General features: G+C 67.5%; 21 protein-coding genes. 13 read left to right on the top strand and 8 right to left on the bottom strand.

Going from position 1 to position 19818, the window contains the following annotated elements; genetic code table 11:
- Nucleotides 1-41: 41 nt before the first annotated feature.
- A complete protein-coding gene (locus V7E00_RS14715) occupies nucleotides 42-878 on the bottom strand; it encodes a metallophosphoesterase (protein WP_333573373.1) in 837 nt (278 codons plus the stop codon).
- 120 nt (nucleotides 879-998) lie between these two features.
- Between V7E00_RS14715 and V7E00_RS14710 the strand changes: the two genes are divergently transcribed.
- The 3 genes from V7E00_RS14710 to V7E00_RS14700 all read left to right on the top strand — a co-directional run bounded on the left by V7E00_RS14710 (nucleotide 999) and on the right by V7E00_RS14700 (nucleotide 4730).
- Nucleotides 999-2576: a cisplatin damage response ATP-dependent DNA ligase gene (locus V7E00_RS14710; RefSeq protein WP_333573372.1), complete on the top strand. Its 1578-nt coding sequence runs from the start codon at nucleotides 999-1001 to the stop codon at nucleotides 2574-2576.
- A gap of 46 nt (nucleotides 2577-2622) precedes the next feature.
- Nucleotides 2623-3465, top strand: coding sequence for a helix-turn-helix domain-containing protein (locus V7E00_RS14705; RefSeq protein WP_333573371.1), 843 nt, complete (start codon nucleotides 2623-2625; stop codon nucleotides 3463-3465).
- A 119-nt stretch (nucleotides 3466-3584) separates the two neighbouring features.
- Nucleotides 3585-4730 (top strand): sensor histidine kinase, encoded by a 1146-nt coding sequence (locus V7E00_RS14700; protein WP_333573370.1) that lies wholly within the window; start codon nucleotides 3585-3587, stop codon nucleotides 4728-4730.
- Nucleotides 4731-4733: 3 nt separating this feature from the next.
- Here V7E00_RS14700 and V7E00_RS14695 read toward each other — a convergent pair whose 3' ends face one another.
- On the bottom strand, nucleotides 4734-5378 hold the full coding sequence (locus tag V7E00_RS14695) for a DJ-1/PfpI family protein (RefSeq protein WP_333573369.1): 645 nt from the start codon (nucleotides 5376-5378) through the stop codon (nucleotides 4734-4736).
- Nucleotides 5379-5464: 86 nt separating this feature from the next.
- Nucleotides 5465-6277 carry a cold-shock protein gene (locus V7E00_RS14690; RefSeq protein WP_333573368.1) on the bottom strand — a complete coding sequence of 271 codons (813 nt, stop codon included), beginning with the start codon at nucleotides 6275-6277 and terminating at the stop codon, nucleotides 5465-5467.
- Nucleotides 6278-6622: 345 nt separating this feature from the next.
- On the opposite strand from V7E00_RS14690, the gene V7E00_RS14685 reads away from it, so the two are divergent.
- The 6 genes from V7E00_RS14685 (at nucleotide 6623) to V7E00_RS14660 (ending at nucleotide 11747) form a co-directional block, all read left to right on the top strand.
- Entirely contained in the window at nucleotides 6623-7243 is a 621-nt protein-coding gene (locus tag V7E00_RS14685; RefSeq protein WP_066721237.1) for a ribonuclease D, read from the top strand.
- Nucleotides 7244-7296: 53 nt separating this feature from the next.
- Nucleotides 7297-7941, top strand: a complete 645-nt coding sequence (lptC, locus tag V7E00_RS14680; protein WP_333573367.1) for an LPS export ABC transporter periplasmic protein LptC — start codon at nucleotides 7297-7299, stop codon at nucleotides 7939-7941.
- Nucleotides 7941-8483, top strand: coding sequence for an LptA/OstA family protein (locus tag V7E00_RS14675; RefSeq protein ID WP_333573366.1), 543 nt, complete (start codon nucleotides 7941-7943; stop codon nucleotides 8481-8483). The genes lptC and V7E00_RS14675 overlap by 1 nt, the downstream gene beginning before the upstream one ends.
- Before the next feature lie 125 nt (nucleotides 8484-8608).
- Nucleotides 8609-9391: an LPS export ABC transporter ATP-binding protein gene (gene lptB / locus V7E00_RS14670; protein WP_168846492.1), complete on the top strand. Its 783-nt coding sequence runs from the start codon at nucleotides 8609-8611 to the stop codon at nucleotides 9389-9391.
- A gap of 5 nt (nucleotides 9392-9396) precedes the next feature.
- Complete coding sequence (gene rpoN / locus V7E00_RS14665) at nucleotides 9397-10905, top strand: RNA polymerase factor sigma-54 (protein ID WP_333573365.1); 1509 nt, start codon at nucleotides 9397-9399, stop codon at nucleotides 10903-10905.
- Nucleotides 10905-11747: an endonuclease/exonuclease/phosphatase family protein gene (locus tag V7E00_RS14660; protein ID WP_333573364.1), complete on the top strand. Its 843-nt coding sequence runs from the start codon at nucleotides 10905-10907 to the stop codon at nucleotides 11745-11747. The genes rpoN and V7E00_RS14660 overlap by 1 nt, the downstream gene beginning before the upstream one ends.
- A 5-nt stretch (nucleotides 11748-11752) precedes the next feature.
- Here V7E00_RS14660 and V7E00_RS14655 read toward each other — a convergent pair whose 3' ends face one another.
- The 3 genes from V7E00_RS14655 to V7E00_RS14645 all read right to left on the bottom strand — a co-directional run bounded on the left by V7E00_RS14655 (nucleotide 11753) and on the right by V7E00_RS14645 (nucleotide 14036).
- Nucleotides 11753-12220: a hypothetical protein gene (locus V7E00_RS14655; RefSeq protein ID WP_333573363.1), complete on the bottom strand. Its 468-nt coding sequence runs from the start codon at nucleotides 12218-12220 to the stop codon at nucleotides 11753-11755.
- Nucleotides 12221-12421: 201 nt separating this feature from the next.
- Nucleotides 12422-13027 carry an SOUL family heme-binding protein gene (locus tag V7E00_RS14650; protein WP_333573362.1) on the bottom strand — a complete coding sequence of 202 codons (606 nt, stop codon included), beginning with the start codon at nucleotides 13025-13027 and terminating at the stop codon, nucleotides 12422-12424.
- Nucleotides 13028-13040: 13 nt separating this feature from the next.
- The gene (locus V7E00_RS14645; protein ID WP_333573361.1) at nucleotides 13041-14036 is read right to left on the bottom strand and encodes a ligase-associated DNA damage response exonuclease; all 996 of its coding nucleotides are present in this window, start codon (nucleotides 14034-14036) and stop codon (nucleotides 13041-13043) included.
- A 76-nt stretch (nucleotides 14037-14112) separates the two neighbouring features.
- Here V7E00_RS14645 and V7E00_RS14640 point away from each other — a divergent pair, with 76 nt between their 5' ends.
- Both V7E00_RS14640 and gyrB read left to right on the top strand, forming a co-directional pair.
- Entirely contained in the window at nucleotides 14113-14286 is a 174-nt protein-coding gene (locus tag V7E00_RS14640) for a hypothetical protein (protein ID WP_294251193.1), read from the top strand.
- A gap of 49 nt (nucleotides 14287-14335) precedes the next feature.
- Complete coding sequence (gyrB, locus tag V7E00_RS14635; RefSeq protein ID WP_333573360.1) at nucleotides 14336-16828, top strand: DNA topoisomerase (ATP-hydrolyzing) subunit B; 2493 nt, start codon at nucleotides 14336-14338, stop codon at nucleotides 16826-16828.
- A 215-nt stretch (nucleotides 16829-17043) separates the two neighbouring features.
- Here the strand turns inward: gyrB and V7E00_RS14630 are convergent, their stop codons facing one another.
- A complete protein-coding gene (locus V7E00_RS14630; protein ID WP_333573359.1) occupies nucleotides 17044-17313 on the bottom strand; it encodes a hypothetical protein in 270 nt (89 codons plus the stop codon).
- On the bottom strand, nucleotides 17310-17597 hold the full coding sequence (locus tag V7E00_RS14625) for a DUF1488 family protein (RefSeq protein WP_333573358.1): 288 nt from the start codon (nucleotides 17595-17597) through the stop codon (nucleotides 17310-17312). The genes V7E00_RS14630 and V7E00_RS14625 overlap by 4 nt, the downstream gene beginning before the upstream one ends.
- A 161-nt stretch (nucleotides 17598-17758) precedes the next feature.
- On the opposite strand from V7E00_RS14625, the gene V7E00_RS14620 reads away from it, so the two are divergent.
- Both V7E00_RS14620 and V7E00_RS14615 read left to right on the top strand, forming a co-directional pair.
- On the top strand, nucleotides 17759-18493 hold the full coding sequence (locus V7E00_RS14620) for an SDR family NAD(P)-dependent oxidoreductase (RefSeq protein ID WP_333573357.1): 735 nt from the start codon (nucleotides 17759-17761) through the stop codon (nucleotides 18491-18493).
- Nucleotides 18494-18530: 37 nt separating this feature from the next.
- Nucleotides 18531-19793 (top strand): DUF445 domain-containing protein, encoded by a 1263-nt coding sequence (locus V7E00_RS14615; RefSeq protein WP_333573356.1) that lies wholly within the window; start codon nucleotides 18531-18533, stop codon nucleotides 19791-19793.
- Nucleotides 19794-19818: the final 25 nt, after the last annotated feature.

Here is a 19818-nt window from a genome sequence, read left to right as displayed (position 1 = left end):
GTGCGGAGGCTAGGGGCGAATTGCGGCAGCTTTGCGAATCGTCAGCGTGCGACGCCGTCGAAGGTCAGCAGCCAGAAATCGGGCACCGCGCCGATCCGCAGCGGGACCCCGCTGGTGCCGATCCCCGCCGTCACCAGCACGTCGCGGCCCGGTTCGCGGATCAGCCCGCAGGCATAGCGCAGGCCATAGTTGGACGAGGCGGTGATCGGTCCGATTAGCGGCGGCGCGATCTGGCCGCAATGGGTGTGACCGGCCAGCACCAGCGGATAGCGCGCGGGAAGGGAGGGCGCGATGTCGGGCGTGTGGCTCAGCACCACGGTCGGCCCAGGCAGCGCGCGTGCCGCGTGGTCGAGCGCCTTTCCGTGATATTTGCCGTGGTAGGGGTCATCGGCGCCGGCGATCGTCAGCGCCCCGCGACGCACCGCCTCGTTGCGCAGCACCGTAATGCCCTGCCTCTCCAGCCAGGGCGGCAGATCGCTCTTGTTCCGTCCCGAATAGTCATGGTTGCCCAGCACTGCGAGCACGCCGTAGCGGGCGCGCAGTCCGGCGAGCGGCGCAGTCGCTTCGGCTGCACCATAGACGCGAGTAGTGACCGTCCGCTCCTGCTCGATATCGCCAGCGATCAGGACGAGGTCCGGCTTGAGCGCGTTGACCTGCGCCACGATGCGGGCAAGCCGCGAGGGCGGCGTTTCCGGGCCTGCCACATGCAGATCGCTGATCAGCACCACGCGCATCGGAGGGGTGTCTGCGGGCCAGTTGCGCATGTGTACGGTCATTCGCCGTACCACCGGGTCACGCATCGCAGTGAACAGGCCGAACGCGGTCAGGCCGAGCAGGAGCAGCAGGAGCAGCAGGATCAGGAGCAGAATGCGCTTCATGGTCCTGCCCTAGGGCAAGCCCTCCGGTTTTCGAAGCCTTCTTTGCTGCATGTGCGAACGTTCTGGCGAGCCCTCGTCTCGCCCTAGCGCCGATCGCCTGCGGCCCCCATCTACCTGGTCATGCGCGCTTTTGCCGACCTGCTCGACCGGTTGATCTACACCCGATCGCGCAATGCCAAGCTTCGCCTGATCGGCGACTATCTGCGCGCGACTCCCGATCCCGATCGCGGATGGGCGATGGCGGCACTGACCGGTGCGCTCGACCTGCCGGCGGTGAAGCCCGCGTTGCTCCGCGCAATGATTGAATCGCGCGTTGATCCGGTGCTGTACGGCATGAGCCGCGATTTCGTCGGCGATTCGGCCGAGACGATCGCCCTGCTCTGGCCAGAGCTGCACGTGCCGCCGCCCGACAGCACTCCGCTCACCCTGTCGCAGGTAGTGTCCACCCTCGGCGCGCTGTCGCGTTCCGATGCGCCCGCGGTGCTCGCCGCGATGCTCGACCGACTGGAGGCGGACGAGCGCTATGCCCTGCTTAAGCTGGCGACCGGCGCGCTGCGCGTGGGCATTTCGGCGCGGCTGGCCAAGACCGCACTCGCCCAGGCCTTCGGGCTCGACGTGGATGCCGTGGAGGAGGTGTGGCACGGGTTGCATCCGCCCTATGACCGGCTTTTCGACTGGGCCGAAGGACGTGCCGAGCAGCCGCGCGCCGAGGACGTGCCGGTGTTCCGCCCGTTCATGCTCGCGCACCCGCTGGAGGAGACGCAGGTCAGCCTCGGCGACTATGCGGCGGAGTGGAAGTGGGACGGCATCCGCGTCCAGCTCGTCCATGCCGGCGGCGAGACCCGGCTCTACAGCCGCGCGGGCGACGACATCACCCGCAGCTTCCCCGAGGTCGCGGCGGCGTTCGCCGCGCCCGGCGTGCTCGACGGCGAATTGCTGGTGCGCGGCGAGGTCCAGGGGGGCGAGGCGGGCAGCTTCAACGCACTCCAGCAAAGACTGGGGCGCAAGGTGGTGTCCGCGAAGACACTGGCCGAATTCCCGGCGTTTGTTCGCCTTTACGACATCCTGTTCGACGGCGCGGAGGATATGCGGCCGCTGCCCTGGCAGGACCGGCGCACGCGGCTGGAGGGGTTCGTGCCCAGGCTGGATCCCGAACGCTTCGATCTTTCCGCGGTCATCGATGCGGCCGATTTCACTGCGCTGGAGGAAATTCGCGCCGGCGCGCGCGACGCAGCCATCGAAGGCGTGATGCTCAAGCGGCGCGATTCGCCCTATGTGGCCGGGCGACGGGTTGGGCTCTGGTACAAGTGGAAGCGCGACCCGCTCACCGCCGATTGCGTGCTGATGTATGCCCAGCGGGGTTCGGGCAAGCGCAGCAGCTTCTATTCGGATTTCACCTTCGGCGCCTGGGCCGAGAACGGCGAACTGCTCCCCGTCGGCAAGGCCTATTTCGGCTTCACCGACGAGGAGCTGAAATGGCTGGATCGCCATGTCCGTACGCACACGGTGAACCGTTTCGGGCCGGTGCGCGAGACGGACAAGACGCTGGTGCTGGAAGTGGCGTTCGATTCGATTCACGAATCGAAGCGCCACAAGTCGGGGCTGGCGATGCGCTTTCCGCGAATCGCGCGCATCCGCACCGACAAGCCCGCCGCCGAGGCGGACACCATCGCCGGGCTGCGGCGGCTCGCGACCTGAGGAACAAATTTCTTGGGGGTGTGCGCCTGGCGAGGCTGGCGATGCCGTGCGCCGGTTCGTACAAGCGGGCATGGGCATGGGGGAAGCATCGCCACCGCAGCGCGGCGACGGCGCGCTGACCGAGCGCGAGAAGACGACGCTTCGGCTGTTGCTCGCGGGGCATGACGCCAAGTCGATCGCCCGCGAACTCGGCCTTTCGGTGCATACGGTGAACGAGCGGCTGCGCGACGCGCGGCGGAAGCTCGGCGCGGCCAGCAGCCGCGAAGCGGCGCGGCGGCTGGCCGAAATCGAGGCGGCCATCCCTCAAAATTTGGGGGACACGCCGTTGAGGGTGTCGGCTGCCGGCCCGTTCGTGGCTTCTCCGGATCTGCCAGCTGCCCGGGTGCAACGGATGCACCGGCTCGCCTGGCTCAGTGGAGGAATGTTCATCATGTCACTGCTCATCGCCGCCGTCGCCGCCATTGCGCTGCATAGCCCGACCGCTCCGGCCCCGCAGGCGCCCGTGGCCGCACCCGCCGCCGCACCCGCCGCCGCACCCGCCGCCGAGAACGCGCCCGCCAGCCTCGATGCCGCCCTCGCATGGGCGGCGCTGGTCGATCAGGGCAAATGGCACGAAAGCTGGCAAGCCGCCGCCGGCCTGTTCCGCACCGAGGTCTCCGATGCGCGCTGGGCGGAGATGGTCACGCCGGTCCGGAAGCCGTTGGGCGCCGTGGTTTCGCGCAAGTTCGAATCGGTGCTCAAGAGCAAGACGCTGCCCGGGGCACCGGACGGCGACTATGAAATTCTGAAGTTCCAGACGGCCTTCGCCGACCGGCGCGACTCGGTGGAGACGATCATGCTCGTCCACGAAGGCAGCGGCTGGCGCGTGATCGGCTATTTCATTCGCTGACCAGCTGCGGCCTGCTGCCGCAAAATTGGACAAGCCCTTGTCCATAAAGGTAAGACTGCCCCGGATTGGCACATGCGGTCCGCGCATGCGCGCCACGGTGCCCGTTCGGGGGAAAAGGAATGCGGACCAGATCGGGCTTCGAGTCCGAAGCGCTGTCGGAGCGCTTCACCGGGCGGGACGCATTGTTGCGGCTGGTGGCCGATGGCGCACCCGAGCAATGGGTTCGGCAGGTTGCGGAGCATACCGCACGCCAGGGCGACATCTTCCTGGAACTGATCAACAAATGCCCGTTCGGCATCTATCTCGTCGACGATGCACTGACGATCGTCGCGATGAACGAGCGCAGCCAGGAAGGGGCCTTTCAGAATGTTCGCCCCGTCATCGGGCGGCCGTTCGAGGAGGCGATGCGCATCCTGTGGCCGGAAGCGGTGGCGCAGGAGATCATCGGCCGTTTTCGTCATACCCTGGAAACCGGCGAGGCGTTTCGCTCGCAGGCGTTCGTCGAGGCACGCGCCGATGTCGATCAGGTCGAGGGCTATGAGTGGGAGCTGCACCGCGCCCGGCTGCCCGAAGGGCGGCAGGGGGTGATCTGCTATTATTTCGATTCGACCGAGTTGCGCGAAACTCAGCGCGCGCTCGCCGAGTCGGCACGGCGCCAGCGCCTGCTGATCGACGAACTGAACCACCGGGTAAAGAACATGCTCTCGGTGGTGCAGTCACTGGCGCGGCAGACGATCGGCCGCAATCCCGATCCGGCCGCGGCGCAGCTGGCGTTCGAAGGCCGGCTGGGTGCGCTCGCCCGCGCCCATGACACGCTGACGCGGGTGCACTGGGAGAAGGCCGAACTGGCCGACGTGGCGCTGGGGGCGGTCGATTCCTGCGGCGTCAGCGAGCGGGTGCGGATGTCCGGCCCGACGATCTGGCTCGATTCGCGGATCGCCGTGACGATGGCGATGGCGCTGCACGAACTCTGCACCAATGCCATCAAATATGGCGCGCTGTCCGGCGAAGACGGGCAGGCGGCATTTGAATGGCGGGTCGAGGAGGGGCCGCCGCCACGATTGCACCTCGTCTGGCGCGAGCAGGGCGGCCCTCCCGTGACCCCGCCGGCGCGACAGGGGTTCGGCACGCGCATGCTGGAACGCGCATTGGCGGGGGACCTGAAGGCGCAGGTTCGAATGGACTTCGCGCCGGAAGGGCTGGTCTGCACGATCGTCGCAGCGGCGCCTGCGTTGTTCGAGGGCCCCGTTATACCCGCGCGATAGCGTTCAGGCTGCCTGCGGGCATGTCTGGCCGGGGACAGCGTTGCGCGTCGTCGGGAGGAAGGGCGCGATGACGCCGAGGACATGCGCCACCATGGCATCCTTCTCGCCTACCGGCGCGACATAGTGGAGTGCCTCCCGCGCCGCTTCCAGCCCGCCGCCGCGCGCGAGCATCCAGGCGGCGAGATATTGCGAGGCCATGCAGCCGCCCGCGGTCGCGACATTGCCATGCGCGACAAACGGCGCGTCGATTACCGCGACACCGGCGTCGATCACCCAGGGCTTGGTGGTGAGATCGGTGCAGGCAGGCAGCGCGCCGATCAGCCCCAGCTTCGCGAGCAGCAAGGTGCCCGAACACTGCGCGCCGATGAACTGGCGCTCGGGATCGAGCCGGATCTGGCCGAGCAGGTGCGGATCGGCGGCGATCGCGCGGGTCTTGCTGCCGCTGCCGAGGATGACGGCATCGGCTTCGGCGGCGAAGGCCAGCGGGCGCTGGCGCCGGATCGTCACGCCGTTGAGCGAGGTCACTTCCTCGCTGGGGGAGGTGATGTGCGCCGCCCAGCCACGCGCGTGCATCCGGTTGAGAATCGCAGCCGCGATGAAGCTGTCCAGCTCGTTGAAGCCATCGAAGGTCAGGACGGCGATCTGCACGGGGCATACTCCAGCGCGGGTTCTCCAAAAAGGAAAAGGCCGGACGTTGCCGCCCGGCCTCTCCAATTCGTCAGTACCCGTTCGGGTTACTGCTGCGGCGAAAGGTTCACCGCCGCGTACTTGCCGCGACGATCGACCTCCAGCTCGAACTCGAGCCGGTCGCCTTCGTTGAGCGTCGGCATGCCGGCGCGCTCAACAGCGGAGATGTGCACGAACGCATCGGGCTGTCCATCGTCGCGCTGAATGAAGCCGAAGCCCTTCATCGCGTTGAAGAACTTGACCGTGCCGGTCGCCTTCTCGCCGGTCAGCTGGCGCTGCGGGCCGCCACGCGGAGCACCGCGGTCGCCGCCGAAGCCGCCACCCTGCGAATCGTCGCGCGGTGCGCGCTCGGTGACCGCCATCGGCTCACCGTCGATCTTGAGCGTGGTGGCCGAGATGCGGCCGCCACGATCGACGAGGGTGAAGCCGAGCGGCTGACCTTCCGCCAGCGCGGTCAGGCCCGCCTGCTCCACGGCCGAGATGTGCACGAACACATCCTCGCCGCCGTCATCGCGAACGATGAAGCCGAAGCCCTTCTGCGCGTTGAAGAACTTTACGACGCCGGTGCCTTCGCCGATGACCTGGGGGGGCATGCCGCCACCGCCGCCGCCGCGGAAACCACCGCCGCCGCCGCCGCCGAAGCCGCCACCACCGCCGCCGCCGAAGCCGCCGCCGCTACGGAAGCCACCGCCGCCGCCGCCGCCGAAGCCGCCGCGATTGCCGCCACCGAAGCCGCCGCGATCTTCGAAGCCGCCGCCGCCGAAGCTGCTGCCGCCGCCGAAGTTATCGTCGCCGAAACCATCGCGCTTGTCTCTGCCGCGCCCACCGCGCTCGCCGCGACGTCCTCTATCGAAACTCATGCCCTGTTCGTCTTCCCGGTTCGCCCTCAAACTACCAATCAAAACCGAGCGCCGGACGAAAAACGCAGGTCTTACGGCACTAACGTAGTGCCACAGTGCAGGTCATACCCCAAAAAAATCGGGTGCGCGAACGAAAATCGCGCGCATGGCCGCTTTACGGCAGGAAAGTGTCCGCCACGACACGATATCGAGACCTGTCGTCGGTGAAGCGGGCGATTTTCGCGGCGGTTGGACCCAACCGGGCGCGGGACGACGGGGCTCTTAGTCCGCCGAATCGACAATTGCAAAGGCGTGCAGGCGCGGCAAAGCATTGAGGTACGGCGCCAACCTCGCTACGCGGACGCGATGACCGTCCATTTCCACGAAGAAGACCTGCCCGAGGGCGTGTTCGCACCCGGCGCCTCCATCGCCGTCGATACCGAGACGATGGGCCTGATCACGCCGCGCGACCGGCTGTGCCTGGTCCAGCTGTCGGACGGTTCCGGCGACGAGCATCTCGTGCGCTTCGGCCCGCAGTCCAACTATGCCGCGCCGAATCTCCGCGCCGTGCTCGCGGATCCCGAGCGGCTGAAGCTCTATCACTTCGCGCGATTCGATCTTGCGGCGATCCGCTTCTATCTCGGCGTCACCGCCGGGCCGGTCTACTGCACCAAGATCGCCTCGCGGCTGGTGCGCACCTACACCGATCGCCACGGCCTGAAGGACCTGGCGCGCGAGCTGGTCGGCGCGGAGATCTCCAAGCAGCAGCAGTCGTCGGACTGGGGCGGTCCGGATCTTTCGGACGCGCAGCGCGACTATGCCGCCTCCGACGTGCGCTTCCTCCATGCAATGAAGGTCGAGCTGGACAAGCGGCTCGAGCGCGAAGGCCGCGTGGAAATGGCACAGGCCTGTTTCGACTTCCTGCCCTGGCGCGCCGAGCTCGACATCGCCGGCTGGCCCGAGGTGGATATCTTCGCCCATGCGTGATTGCGCGGATCGAGTGGTTGTCTCGGCCGTTTCGGCTTCCCACAAGGAAGCCCATGTCTGAGATCGCCGCCCGATTGACCACGCAGAAGCGCGCCTGGGCCCATCCCGGGAGCAGCCATGATCGTGCCGTGCGCCTCGCGCTGGTGCTGTTGCCGATCCTGATCGGCGCGCTCGCCGCCTTTCTGGTGAGCGCACCGCTGTTCATGGGTGGCGACGTGAGCTTCGTGCTCGACAAGAACAAGGTGGCGATGTCGCCCGAGCGGCTGAAGATCGTCGCGGCGGACTATCGCGGCGAGGATGCCAAGGGCCGCCAGTTTGAACTGCATGCGGGTTCCGCGGTGCAGAAGAGCTCGGCCGAACCGGTGGTGCAGCTGAACGAGCTCAACGCACGGCTGAGCCTGACCGACGGCCCGGCCACGCTGGTGGCGAATCACGGGCGCTACAACCTCAATACCGACCAGATGATGATCGACGGGCCGATTCGCTTCCAGACGAGCGACGGCTATCTGCTCAACACCCATGACGCGACGATCGACCTGAAGACGCGGCAGCTGGAAAGCGGCGGGGCGGTGACCGGCAACACGCCCACCGGCACCTTCCGCGCCGATCGCCTGCGCGCCGATCTCGACAAGAGGCTGATCTCGCTCGAAGGCAATGCGCACTTGCGGATGACGCCGAAGCCGGCAAGGAGGCCCTGATGACCCGCGCTCTCGCCCCGTTCGCCCTTGGCCTGCCGCTGCTGCTCGCCGCTGTCCCCGCCGCGGCGCAGGCACGGCACGATTCCAATGCGCCGATCGATTTCGACGCGCGGAACATCCAGCTCGACGACAAGGCGAATCGCGCGATTCTGAGCGGTGGCGTGGTCATCAAGCAGTCGGACATGACGCTGCGCGCCGCGCGCGTGACGGTGGCGTACAGCGGCAGCGCGCTCAACGGCTCGCCCCAGGCCTCGCGGCTCGATGCGACCGGCGGCGTGACGGTGACGCGGCCCAACCAGACCGCGCGCTCCAGCTATGCGGTGTACGACGTCGACCGGCGGATCATCACGATGATCGGCAATGTCACGCTGCAGCAGGCAGGGTCGAACGTCGCCAACGCGGCGGGTCCGCGACTGACGATCAACCTCGACACCAGCCGCGCGACGTTCGGCGGCGCACCGGCCGGCCCGGCAACGCAGAACTCGGGCGGCCGCGTGACCGGCCGCTTCTCCGTTCCAAATCGCGACGCCTCGAAGCAATAGGCCGGGGCATTGCCACGGTACGCCGTGCAAAGCCTTTTCTTCGCGCGCGTTATCATGCAGGAACCTTGCCAAGCGACCACGCTTCGGGCGGGGACCAGACCAGCGTTCACCTAGCAGGAGCCGTCATGACCGACGTCGCCATCGCCGCCCCCGAAAGCTCCGCCCCGGATCCCGTGCCGCTGCCCGATCGGGGTCTTGCGGTCGTTTCGATCGCCAAGTCGTACGACAAGCGCACCGTCCTCACCGACGTGTCGGTTTCCGTCGGCCGCGGCGAGGTCGTCGGCCTGCTGGGCCCCAACGGCGCGGGCAAGACGACCTGCTTCTATTCGGTGATGGGCCTGGTGAAGCCCGACAGCGGCCGCATCATGCTGGACGGAGAGGACATCACCCGCCTGCCCATGTATCGCCGCGCGATTCTGGGCCTTGGCTACCTCCCGCAGGAAACCTCGATCTTTCGCGGTCTGAGTGTCGAGAAGAACATCTCGGCCGTACTCGAACTGGCCGAACCGGACCGCGACGCGCGCCAGGCCCGCCTCGACGAGCTGCTCGACGAATTCGGCCTCACCCGGCTGCGGACCTCGCCCGCCATGGCGCTTTCGGGCGGCGAGCGTCGCCGTGCCGAAATCGCCCGCGCGCTGGCGGCCAACCCGACGATCATCCTGCTCGACGAGCCGTTCGCCGGCATCGATCCGATCTCGATCGCCGACATTCGCGATCTGGTGAAGCAGCTCAAGCAGCGCGGCATCGGCGTGCTGATCACCGACCACAATGTGCGCGAGACGCTGGAAATCGTCGATCGCGGCTACATCATCTATGACGGCCGGGTGCTGTTCGCCGGTTCGCCCGACGATCTGGTCCGCGACGAGAATGTGCGCCGCCTCTATCTCGGCGAGAGCTTCTCGCTCTAAATGCGATGAGTCTCGCGCCTCGCCTCGATCTGCGCCAGTCGCAATCGCTGGTGATGACGCCGCAGCTCCAGCAGGCGATCAAGCTGCTGGCGCTGTCGAACCTCGAGATCGAGACGTTCATCGCCGAGGAGGTGGAGCGCAACCCGCTGCTCGATGCGCAGGGCGGGGACGACGGGCCGCCCGACCCGCCGGGCGAGGGCGGCGAGGACTTCGAGCCGCGCGACGGCCCGGCCGATGCCAGCGAACTGATCCTCGGTGGCGGCGAAGCGGCGGGCGAGGCGGCGCTCGACGTCGACCTTGCGACCGAAGCCTTCCACCATGATTCGGCCAGCGACATGATCGGCGGGCTCGACGGCAGCCTCGGCATGAACGGTGGCGCCGGCGGCGGATCGGAGGATGGACCCGATCTCGACAGCCTCGGCACCAGCGACCTCAGCCTGGCCGATCATCTGCTGGCCCAGGCGGGATCCACCGTTGCCGGGCCCGACCTGTTCATCGCCCAGCACCTGATCGATCAGATCGACGAATGCGGCTACCTTACCGTTCCGTTGCGCGAGATCGCCGAGCGGCTGGGCGTGCCGATCGCCCGGGTGGAGGCGGTGCTGATGGTGATCCAGACCTTCGATCCCACCGGCGTCGGCGCGCGGGATCTTGCCGAATGCCTCGCGCTCCAGGCCAAGGAAGCCGATCGCTACGATCCCTGCATGGCGCGGCTGATCGACAATCTCGAGCTCGTTGCGCGCGGCGACCTCGGCCGGCTGCGGCGGATCTGCAATGTCGACGACGAGGATCTCGCCGACATGATCCGCGAGCTGCGGAACTACGATCCCAAGCCCGGCTGCCGCTATGGCGGCGATCCGGTGCCGGCGGTGACACCGGACATTTTCGTCGCGCGGCGGGGCAGTGGCTGGGCGGTGGAAATCAACGCGGCCACCCTGCCGCGGCTGCTGGTCAACCGCGCTTATTATGCCGAGGTTTCCGGGGGCAAGCAGGACAAGGCGAGCAAGGCCTGGCTCACCGACATGCTCGCGAGCGCCAACTGGCTGGTCAAGGCGCTCGACCAGCGTCAGCGCACGATCATCAAGGTCGCCAGCGAGATCGTGAAGCAGCAGGAAGGCTTTTTTCTCAAGGGCGTCGCGCACCTCCGGCCGCTGACGCTGCGCCAGGTCGCCGATGCGATCGAGATGCACGAATCGACGGTCAGCCGTGTCACCAGCAACAAATATCTCAGCTGCGCGCGCGGACTCTTTGAACTGAAATATTTCTTCACTAGCGCGATCCAGTCGGCGGATGGCGGCGAGGCGGTGTCGGCCGAGGCGGTGAAGAGCGCGATCAAAGCGCTGATCGCCGCCGAGGATCCGAAGAAAATTCTTTCGGACGACACGCTCGTGGAAATGCTCAATGCGAAGGGCTTCGATATCGCCCGCCGCACGGTTGCGAAATATCGCGAGGCGATGGGCATTGGCAGCTCGGTGCAGCGCCGGCGCCAGAAGGCACTCGAAGGAGCGGGTTGATGCAGCGTATTTGGGGTTTGGTGGCGGCGCTTGCCGCGATGCTGGCGTGCGCGCCGGCACTGGCGCAGGGCGCGCCCGAACTGACGGTGATGAGCCTCAACATCCGCATGCCCAGCGACGGCGACGGCGCGAATCTGTGGGAAAAGCGCCGCGACCTCACCTTCGCGACGATCCGCGCGGCAAACCCGGACCTGATCGGCACGCAGGAGCTGTTCCAGCGCCAGGGCGACGACGTCGTCAAGGCGCTGCCGCAGTATAGCTGGTTCGGCACCGATCGCTATGGCGGCCATGCCAATGAGCACATGGGCATCTTCTACCGGCACGACCGGCTGAAGATCGTCGAGCAGGGCCAGTTCTGGTTGTCCGACACGCCCGAGGTGCCGGCCAGCATCAGCTGGGGCCACCCGCTGCCGCGCATGGTGAACTGGGCGACCTTCGAGACGCGCGAGGGACGCCGCTTCCGCTTCTACGACACGCATTTCCCCTATCGCGACGAGGATGAGGATGCGCGCACCCGCGGCGCGCAGCTGCTGTCCGATCGGATCGCAGCAGGGCCCAAGGATATGCCGGTCATTCTAACCGGCGACTTCAACACCACGGCCGACAAGCCCGCCCATGCGGTGCTGACCAAGACGCTTGCCGATGCCTGGGCGTCGCGGCCGGACCGGCAGGGCCCGGACTTCACCTTCCACGGCTTCACCGGCAAGGGCGACCGTCGCATCGACTGGATCCTGACGCGCGGCTTCAAGGTCGAGCGGGTCACCACCGTGGACAGCCATCGGGGCGAGGTCTACCCGAGCGACCATTATCCGGTGGTGGCGCGGGTTCGCTTCGAGCGCTGAGCGGCTCAACCGCCGGGGCGCAGGCCGCCTTCCATCAGCATCATCGTGATGCTGCCCATGTCGGTGTACTGGAGCACGCCGGCGAGCGTGCCGACCACGTTGGGGTCCTGCGCCAGGTCCATCAGCGCGACGCGGCCGAGCGCGGTGAAGCTGTTCTGCAGCGCGCCAGGGTCGCTTTTCATCCGGTCCATCGCCTGGGCGCGGCAGTCGCGGGTGACGAGGCGGGTGATCAGCTGGCCCGCCTGCTGGCTGGCCTGGACGCGGCGGCCCTCATCCACCTTCACCATGTCGCGCACCGCGGCGCTCTGCGCGACGGCGGCGAACACCCAGCGGATCAGCACGTCGCGATCGGCGCGGCTGGTGCGGGCACGCAGGCACTCGCCGAACGGGTCGCGCGCCTGGGCCTGCGCGGCGGCGGGGGCGAGGAAGGAGGCGAAGGCCGTAGCGGCGGCGAGGAGCGGGCGAATCGTCATGGGGGTTCGGTAGAGGACGTCCGCGGCAAGATCGCGGCACTTGTTGGACATCTCCGCCGTCCAACCATGCGTTCCCCTCCCGCTTGCGGGAGGGGCTAGGGGAGGGGGTGACGTGGAAGTTCTTGCTGTGTCGGTGGGACGCGCGACCAGCCCCTCCCCCGACCCCTCCCGCAAGCGGGAGGGGGGCGCAAAATCTCGACGTTACAGCGCGATCAGCACTTCGTTCCGCCGCAGCGGGCCTGGAATGAACGGCGAGTTGTAGAAGGCATATTCCACCGCGCCGCCGTTGATCCCCTTGGCCGCCAGCCAGCTGCGCAGCTCGGCCTCGCGCTTCTCCAGCGCAGCGTCGTCGGGCGAACCCGAGAAGCGCAGCACCGCGACGCGCCGCGCAGGGCGGGTCGCCAGATCGACATTGTCCGACGGCTTGGGCAGCGTCGCGAGCGTGAACTTGGAGGGCATCACGAACTGCGTGCGCCAGCTGGCATCCTGCTTGGTGCTCAGCACCGGGGCGGTCATCGAAATCTTCTCGCCGCCGCTGCCGCCATTATCGCCGCGCCGCTTCGCGAAGATATAGTCGGCCAGGCGCGAGAAGCCCGCGTTCAGCGCCGCTTCCCGCGTGCCGATCGCCCGCGTTTCCGCCACCACCAGCTCGGGATAGTCGCGGATCTCGAAGGCGCCGTCCTTTTCCACCAGCGTGAAGGGCGGCTGCTCGCTGGCCTTCTCGAACGCATAATAGGCCGCCGCACCCACGACCACCGTGCCGCCCAGCAGGCCGCCCACCCAGGCCCAGGTCTTGCCCTTTGCCATCGTCACATCTCCCTCAATCGTCTTCATCCTCGAACCCGGCGAGATCGAGCGCACGGGCGCGTATCTGCCGCAGCCTGCACCAATGTACCAGCGCATCCTCGCGGCCATGTGTCACCCACACTTCGCGCGGGGCCAGTTCCTCGATGGTGCGGGTCAGTTCGTCCCAATCGGCATGGTCGGACAGGATCAGCGGCAGCTCGACATTGCGCTGGCGGGCGCGCTGGCGCACCCGCATCCAGCCGCTCGCCATCGCGGTGATCGGATCGGGCAGCCGCCGCGACCAGCGATCGTTGAGCGCGCCGGGCGGGCAGAGGATGATCCGCCCCTCCAGCTCCTTCTTCGCGACGCCGGTGGCGGGGCGCAGTTCGCCCAGCGCCACGCCCTGCTCGGCATAGAGGTCGCACAGCGCCTGCAAGGCGCCATGGATGTAGATCGGATCGTCAAAGCCCATGGCGCGCAGCTCGGCGATCACGCGCTGCGCCTTGCCCAGCGCATAGGCGCCGACCAGCACGCAGCGCTCGGGCTCGGCGCGCAGGGCGGCCAGCAGCTTGTCGATCTCGTCGGTGGTTTCGGGGTGGCGGAACACCGGCAGGCCGAAGGTCGCCTCGGTGACGAATACGTCGCACTTCACCGGCTGGAACGGCGTGCAGGTCGGGTCCGGGCGGCGCTTGTAATCGCCCGAAACGACGATCCGCTCGCCGGCATGATCCAGCACCACCTGCGCGGAGCCAAGCACATGCCCGGCGGGCACGAAGCCCACCTCGATCGGTCCGAGCTGAATGCTCTGGCCATAGTCCACCGGCCGCCCGTTCTGCGGGCCATAGCGCGCCGCCATGATCGCCAGCGTGCCCGGCGTCGCCCACACCTCGCCATGCCCGCCGCGGGCATGATCGGCATGACCGTGCGTGATGATCGCCCGGGCGACGGGCTTGGAAGGATCGATCCACGCATCCGCTGCCGGAAGGTAGATCCCGCAAGGATCGGGGGTGAGCCAGCTGCCGAGCGTCATGGCGGCGATATGGGGGCGCGGGCACGGATCGAAAGGGGCGCAGGCTTCGTTGGTCCGGGCAAAACGGAGAGATGCCATGGACTTGTCGAGCATGCAGGGGCTGATGGTGATCGTCGGCCCGATCGTCCTCGCCGCGGCGCTGATCTGGGCGATCGCGCGCAACCGCACGTCGAAGCGGCAGCTGGACGAAACCGAGGATGCAACGCGGCGCAATTACGACGCGCACGACGAAGCCGACCGGAAGCGCTGAACCGCCCATTTTGCTTTCGTTCCGTGCCCTGAATCCCTATATCCTCGGCATGGCAGACACTCCCAAGACGAACGATCCCAACGCGAACGAATATGGCGCGGACTCGATCAAGGTCCTCAAGGGCCTGGATGCGGTCCGCAAGCGCCCCGGCATGTATATCGGCGACACCGACGACGGCTCGGGCCTGCACCACATGGTGTTCGAGGTTTCCGACAATGCGATCGACGAGGCGCTGGCCGGGCATTGCGACCTGATCCTGATCACGCTCAACGCCGACGGATCGGTTTCGGTCGAGGATAACGGCCGCGGCATCCCCACCGGCATCCACTCCGAAGAGGGCGTGTCCGCCGCCGAAGTGATCATGACCCAGCTTCATGCGGGCGGCAAGTTTGAGAACACCTCGGACAGCAATGCCTACAAGGTCTCGGGCGGTCTGCACGGCGTGGGCGTATCCGTGGTGAACGCGCTCAGCGAGTGGCTGGACCTCAACATCTGGCGCGACGGCGAGGAGCACTACATGCGCTTCCGCCACGGCGACGCCGAAGCGCCGCTCAAGGTGATCGGCCCGGCGAACGGCAAGAAGGGCACCCGCGTGACCTTCCTCGCCAGCCCGGAAACGTTCAAGATCACCGAATATGATTTCGAGAAGCTTGAGCATCGCTACCGCGAACTCGCCTTCCTCAATTCGGGCGTGCGCCTGAAGCTGCGCGACGCGCGGCACGAGGAGGTGAAGGAAATCGACCTGTTCTACGAAGGCGGCATCGCTGCGTTCGTCCAGTATCTCGATCGCAACAAGGTTGCGCTGATGCCCGAGCCGGTGGCGATCAGCGGCACCCGCGACGACGTGACGATCGACGTCGCGCTGGAGTGGAACGACAGCTATTACGAGAACGTCCTCGCCTTCACCAACAACATCCCGCAGCGCGACGGCGGCACCCACCTCGCGGCGTTCCGCGCGGCGCTGACCCGAACGCTGAACAATTATGCCGACAAGTCGGGGATGCTGAAGAAGGAGAAGGTCTCCCTTACCGGCGATGACATGCGCGAGGGCCTCACCGCGATCGTCTCGGTCAAGCTGCCGGACCCCAAGTTCAGCAGCCAGACCAAGGACAAGCTGGTTTCCTCCGAAGTCCGCCAGCCGCTCGAGAGCCTGATGGCCGACAAGCTGGCCGAGTGGCTGGAAGAGAATCCCGCCGTCGCGAAGCAGATCATCCAGAAGGTGATCGACGCCGCCGCCGCGCGCGAGGCCGCGAAGCGCGCCCGCGAGCTCACCCGCCGCAAGGGCGTGATGGATATCGCCTCGCTCCCCGGCAAGCTTGCCGACTGCCAGGAGCGCGATCCTGCCAAGTCCGAACTGTTCTTCGTCGAGGGTGACTCGGCCGGCGGATCGGCCAAGCAGGGCCGCGACCGTCACTTCCAGGCGATCCTGCCGCTGCGCGGCAAGATCCTCAACGTCGAGCGCGCCCGCTTCGACCGGATGCTCGCCAGCCGCGAAATCGGCACGATCATCACCGCGCTCGGCACCGGCATCCGCGACGATTTCAACATCGAGAAGCTGCGCTACCACAAGATCGTCATCATGACCGACGCAGACGTGGACGGCGCGCATATCCGCACGTTGCTGCTGACCTTCTTCTACCGCCAGATGCCCGAGATCATCACCAACGGGCACCTCTATATCGCCCAGCCGCCGCTCTATAAGGCGACCAAGGGCCGCTCCGAGGTGTATCTGAAGGACGATGCCGCGCTGGACCAGTATCTGGTCGATGCCGGGGTCGGCGGCACGGTGCTCGATACCGCGGGTGCGCAGCGCAGCGGCGAGGACCTCCGCACGCTGGTCGAACATGCCCGCCGCATGCGCACCCTGATGCGCTACGTGCCCCGCCGTTACGATCCGATGATCATCGAATCGCTGGCGCTGGGCGGCGCGCTCGATCCGTCGGTGAGCCGAGAGCGGCATGCCGAGGAGCTGAAGACGGTCGTCCACCGCCTCGATGCGGCCGACACCGAAGCCCGGTGGAGCGCGCGCATCACCGAGGATGGCGGCTATCATTTCGAGCGGCTGTGGCGCGGCGTGACCGACCACCACATCGTCGAGGCCAGCTTCCTCGTCTCGGCCGAGGCGCGCAAGCTGCACACGCTGGCGAGCGAGCAGGCGGCGGCCTATCTCACGCCGTCGAAGCTCGTCTCGAACAAGGGCCTGGCGACCGAGGTGGATGCGCCGGTGCCGGAGGAAGAAGCTCCCGTCGCGGTCGGCAAGGGCGAGGCGCTGGTCTCGCGCCCCTCCCAGCTGCTCGACGCGATCCTCGCCTTCGGGCGCAAGGGGCTGGCGATCCAGCGCTACAAGGGTCTGGGCGAGATGAATGCGGAGCAGCTGTGGGAGACCACGCTCGATCCGCAGAACCGCTCGATGCTGCAGGTGGCGATCGACCAGGCCGACGTGGCCGACGCGATCTTCACCCAGCTGATGGGCGACGTGGTCGAACCGCGCCGCGACTTCATCCAGGAGAATGCGCTCAGCGTGGCGAATCTCGACGTCTGATCGGAAGCGCGGAGGCTCGTCCCGGCCAGCATCTTATCCTCCCTCTGGCGGGGGAGGATCGGCCTTTCCCTCTCCCCCTGCGGGAGAGGGAGGGAGCCGCCGTCAGGCGGCGGAAGGGTGAGGGTGTGTGGGGCGAATGCGGCCCTCTCCTTCGCCCGACTCACCCTCACCCCGGCCCTCTCCCGACTGCGGGAGAGGGAGAGACGGATGCCGCTTTAGTCGGAAAGCCGCTCCGCGAGCGCCGCGATGCCTTCGCCTTCAAAGCGATTCACTGCTGCGCCGTCGAGGTGCACCGGATGGTCGAGGATCAGCACGGCGTGTGTCCGATGCTCGGGATCCAGGTCGCGCCATGCGCGAACCGCCGCGCCGAGATTGGTGACCTCAGCCACGTCCTCACCGCTGCGCACGACATTCTCCAGCGCCGCGCTCATCGTCCAGTCGATCGGCGGGTTTTTGGCGTCGTCGCCCCAGCGCGCTTCGGTCATGCCTGTGCCTCCTGGTCCAGGTCGTTCTCGCTGACCACAATGATCGGGCGGTCGGGGCCGTTGGCAAGCGCGGCGAGGGCGGCTTGCGCGATCGCGGCGCGATAGCGGCGGAAGCTTTCCTCCGCATCGCCGTCGGGCTGGCTGCCGCTCAGCGCCTCCAGGACGCTGTACTGCACCGCGAACTGATAGTCCTCGCCGTCAACCCGGCCGCCGAATTCGACCTGCCGATCGTCAAGATTGTCGAACAGGGTGGTGTCGTCGATTTCCAGCTGCTGTGCGGCCATTTCAAATCCTCCATCGCTCGGGGGATCGAAACCGCACGAGCATAGGCGCGGTTCCGCGCGGCTCGGCGTTCCGCCTCGGTTGCTGTGCCCCCCCGCAAAAAGCTGATCCAAACCACCCCGGCGCGCGTATAGACAGGCGAAACGTCATTCCAGGAGTTGCCATGCCTACCGTACTCATCACCGGCGCCACCGCCGGGATCGGCGAAGCTTCGGTCCGCGCCTTCGCCGATGCCGGCTGGCATGTGGTCGCCACCGGCCGCCGCGCCGATCGGCTGGAGAAGCTCGCAGGCGAGCGCGTCCACACCCTCGCCTTCGACATTCGCGACGATGCCGCGCGTGACGAAGCGCTGGCGAGCCTGCCTGCGCCCTTCGCCGACATCGACCTGCTGATCAACAATGCCGGCCTGGCGCTGGGCCTCGAGCCTGCGCAGAAGGCGTCGCTCGACAACTGGCAGACGATGATCGACACCAACATCACCGCCCTGGTCTCGATCACCCACAAGCTGCTGCCGGGCCTGGTTGCGCGCAAGGGCGGGATCATCAACCTGTCGTCGGTCGCGGCGACCTATCCCTATCCGGGCGGCAATGTGTACGGCGCGACCAAGGCGTTCGTCCGCCAGTTCACGCTCAACCTGCGCGCCGACCTGATCGGCACGGGCGTGCGCGTCACCTCGATCGAGCCGGGCATGGTCGAGACCGAGTTCACCCTGGTCCGCACCGGCAGCCAGGAAGCCTCGGACAAGGTCTATGCCGGCGTGAACCCGATGACCGCCGAGGACATTGCCGAGACGATGCTGTGGGTGGCGACGCTGCCGCCGCACTTCGCGGTCAACACGCTGGAACTGATGCCGGTGAACCAGGCGAACGGCCCGTTCGCGGTGCAGCGCGAAGGCTAAACGGAGCGCACGCGGCCTTCCCGGCGTTGCACCAGCCATGAGCCTTGCCCCCCGCTTCCGCAGCGACCCTCCGCCCGCCGCCCTGCGCCGGATGCGGATGGTCGCCACCGGCCTGTTGCTGGCGATGGCGGCGCTGTTCCTTGCGGCGCGCCATTTCCAGGGACTGCACCCGGCCTTGCCCTTCGTCCGCGCCTTTGCGGAGGCGGCGATGGTAGGCGGGCTGGCCGACTGGTTCGCGGTGACGGCGCTGTTTCGGCATCCGCTGCACCTGCCGATCCCGCACACCGCGATCATCCCGCGCAACAAGGATCGCATTGCCGATACGCTCGGCCAGTTCCTCCGCGCCAATTTCCTGATCCCGCGCGTGGTGGCGCGGCGGATGCAGCGGCTGGATGTGGCGGGGGCGGCGGGGCGCTGGCTGGCATCGCCCTCGCACGGCACCGGGCGGATCGGCGCGGGGGCCTCGCGGCTGGCGGCGAACATTCTCGAGTCGCTCGACCAGGAGCGGCTGGGCGGCATGGTGAAGGGCGCGATCGCCGGCCGGCTGCGCGCCATCGACGTGGCGCCGCTGTTCGGCCAGGCGCTGGCGGCGGCGATTGCCAATGGCCGGCACTTGCCGCTGCTCGACTCGATGATCCGCGGGGCCGCGCGCATCCTGGAGGCCAACGAGCATCTGATCCGCGAGATGGTCCATGCCCGCGCCGGTTCGGTGATGCGCTGGACCGGGCTCGACGAGACGCTGGCGACGAAGATCATCGAGGGGCTGAAGAAGCTGATCGACGAAATGGCCGAGGATCCCGAGCATCCCGTCCGCGCGAAGGTGGAGGAGGGGCTGGAGAGCCTCGCCGACCGGCTGCAGCATGATCCCGAGCTGCAGGCGCGGGTGGAGAGCTTCAAGCTCGAGATGCTGGAGAATGAAGGCTTCCAGCGCTGGGTGGAGGGGCTGTGGGAGCAGAGCCGTGCGGCGATGCTGCGGCTCGCGCGCGATCCCGAACGGGCGCTGGGCGGGCGAATGGGCGAGGCGCTGCGCCAGTTCGGCGGCACGCTGCAGACCGATGCCAGGCTCGCGCGGACGATCAACCGCTTCGTGCGCCGCTCGGCGGTGGGCGCCGCGTCCGACTATGGCGACGGCATCGTCCGGCTGGTCTCCGACACGATCCGCGGCTGGGATGCGCAGACCGTCACTTCGCGGCTGGAAAATGCCGTGGGCCGCGACCTGCAATATATCCGGATCAACGGCACCGTGGTCGGCGGGCTGGTCGGCGTGGCGATCCACGCGGTGGATGTGGTGCTTCGCTAAGCCCCTCTCCTGAAGGGGAGAGGCT

Origin of the sequence: Sphingomonas sp. (assembly GCF_036731925.1) — a bacterium.
GTDB lineage: Bacteria > Pseudomonadota > Alphaproteobacteria > Sphingomonadales > Sphingomonadaceae > Sphingomonas.
Note: the sequence above shows the minus strand (reverse complement) of the source record. Positions and strands in the feature narration are given on the sequence as shown.

Bases quoted from the DNA above. Each gene is read 5' to 3' on its own strand.
- V7E00_RS14715 (WP_333573373.1), bottom strand. From the start codon at position 878: ATGAAGCGCATTCTGCTCCTGATCCTGCTGCTCCTGCTGCTCCTGCTC.
- V7E00_RS14700 (WP_333573370.1), top strand. From the start codon at position 3,585: ATGCGGACCAGATCGGGCTTCGAGTCCGAAGCGCTGTCGGAGCGCTTC.
- gyrB (WP_333573360.1), top strand. From the start codon at position 14,336: ATGGCAGACACTCCCAAGACGAACGATCCCAACGCGAACGAATATGGC.
- V7E00_RS14625 (WP_333573358.1), bottom strand. From the start codon at position 17,597: ATGGCCGCACAGCAGCTGGAAATCGACGACACCACCCTGTTCGACAAT.
- V7E00_RS14655 (WP_333573363.1), bottom strand. From the start codon at position 12,220: ATGACGATTCGCCCGCTCCTCGCCGCCGCTACGGCCTTCGCCTCCTTC.
- V7E00_RS14615 (WP_333573356.1), top strand. From the start codon at position 18,531: ATGAGCCTTGCCCCCCGCTTCCGCAGCGACCCTCCGCCCGCCGCCCTG.
- V7E00_RS14640 (WP_294251193.1), top strand. From the start codon at position 14,113: ATGGACTTGTCGAGCATGCAGGGGCTGATGGTGATCGTCGGCCCGATC.
- V7E00_RS14685 (WP_066721237.1), top strand. From the start codon at position 6,623: ATGACCGTCCATTTCCACGAAGAAGACCTGCCCGAGGGCGTGTTCGCA.
- rpoN (WP_333573365.1), top strand. From the start codon at position 9,397: ATGAGTCTCGCGCCTCGCCTCGATCTGCGCCAGTCGCAATCGCTGGTG.
- V7E00_RS14660 (WP_333573364.1), top strand. From the start codon at position 10,905: ATGCAGCGTATTTGGGGTTTGGTGGCGGCGCTTGCCGCGATGCTGGCG.
- V7E00_RS14690 (WP_333573368.1), bottom strand. From the start codon at position 6,277: ATGAGTTTCGATAGAGGACGTCGCGGCGAGCGCGGTGGGCGCGGCAGA.
- V7E00_RS14630 (WP_333573359.1), bottom strand. From the start codon at position 17,313: ATGACCGAAGCGCGCTGGGGCGACGACGCCAAAAACCCGCCGATCGAC.
- V7E00_RS14650 (WP_333573362.1), bottom strand. From the start codon at position 13,027: ATGGCAAAGGGCAAGACCTGGGCCTGGGTGGGCGGCCTGCTGGGCGGC.
- lptC (WP_333573367.1), top strand. From the start codon at position 7,297: ATGTCTGAGATCGCCGCCCGATTGACCACGCAGAAGCGCGCCTGGGCC.
- V7E00_RS14645 (WP_333573361.1), bottom strand. From the start codon at position 14,036: ATGACGCTCGGCAGCTGGCTCACCCCCGATCCTTGCGGGATCTACCTT.
- V7E00_RS14710 (WP_333573372.1), top strand. From the start codon at position 999: ATGCGCGCTTTTGCCGACCTGCTCGACCGGTTGATCTACACCCGATCG.
- V7E00_RS14675 (WP_333573366.1), top strand. From the start codon at position 7,941: ATGACCCGCGCTCTCGCCCCGTTCGCCCTTGGCCTGCCGCTGCTGCTC.
- lptB (WP_168846492.1), top strand. From the start codon at position 8,609: ATGACCGACGTCGCCATCGCCGCCCCCGAAAGCTCCGCCCCGGATCCC.
- V7E00_RS14620 (WP_333573357.1), top strand. From the start codon at position 17,759: ATGCCTACCGTACTCATCACCGGCGCCACCGCCGGGATCGGCGAAGCT.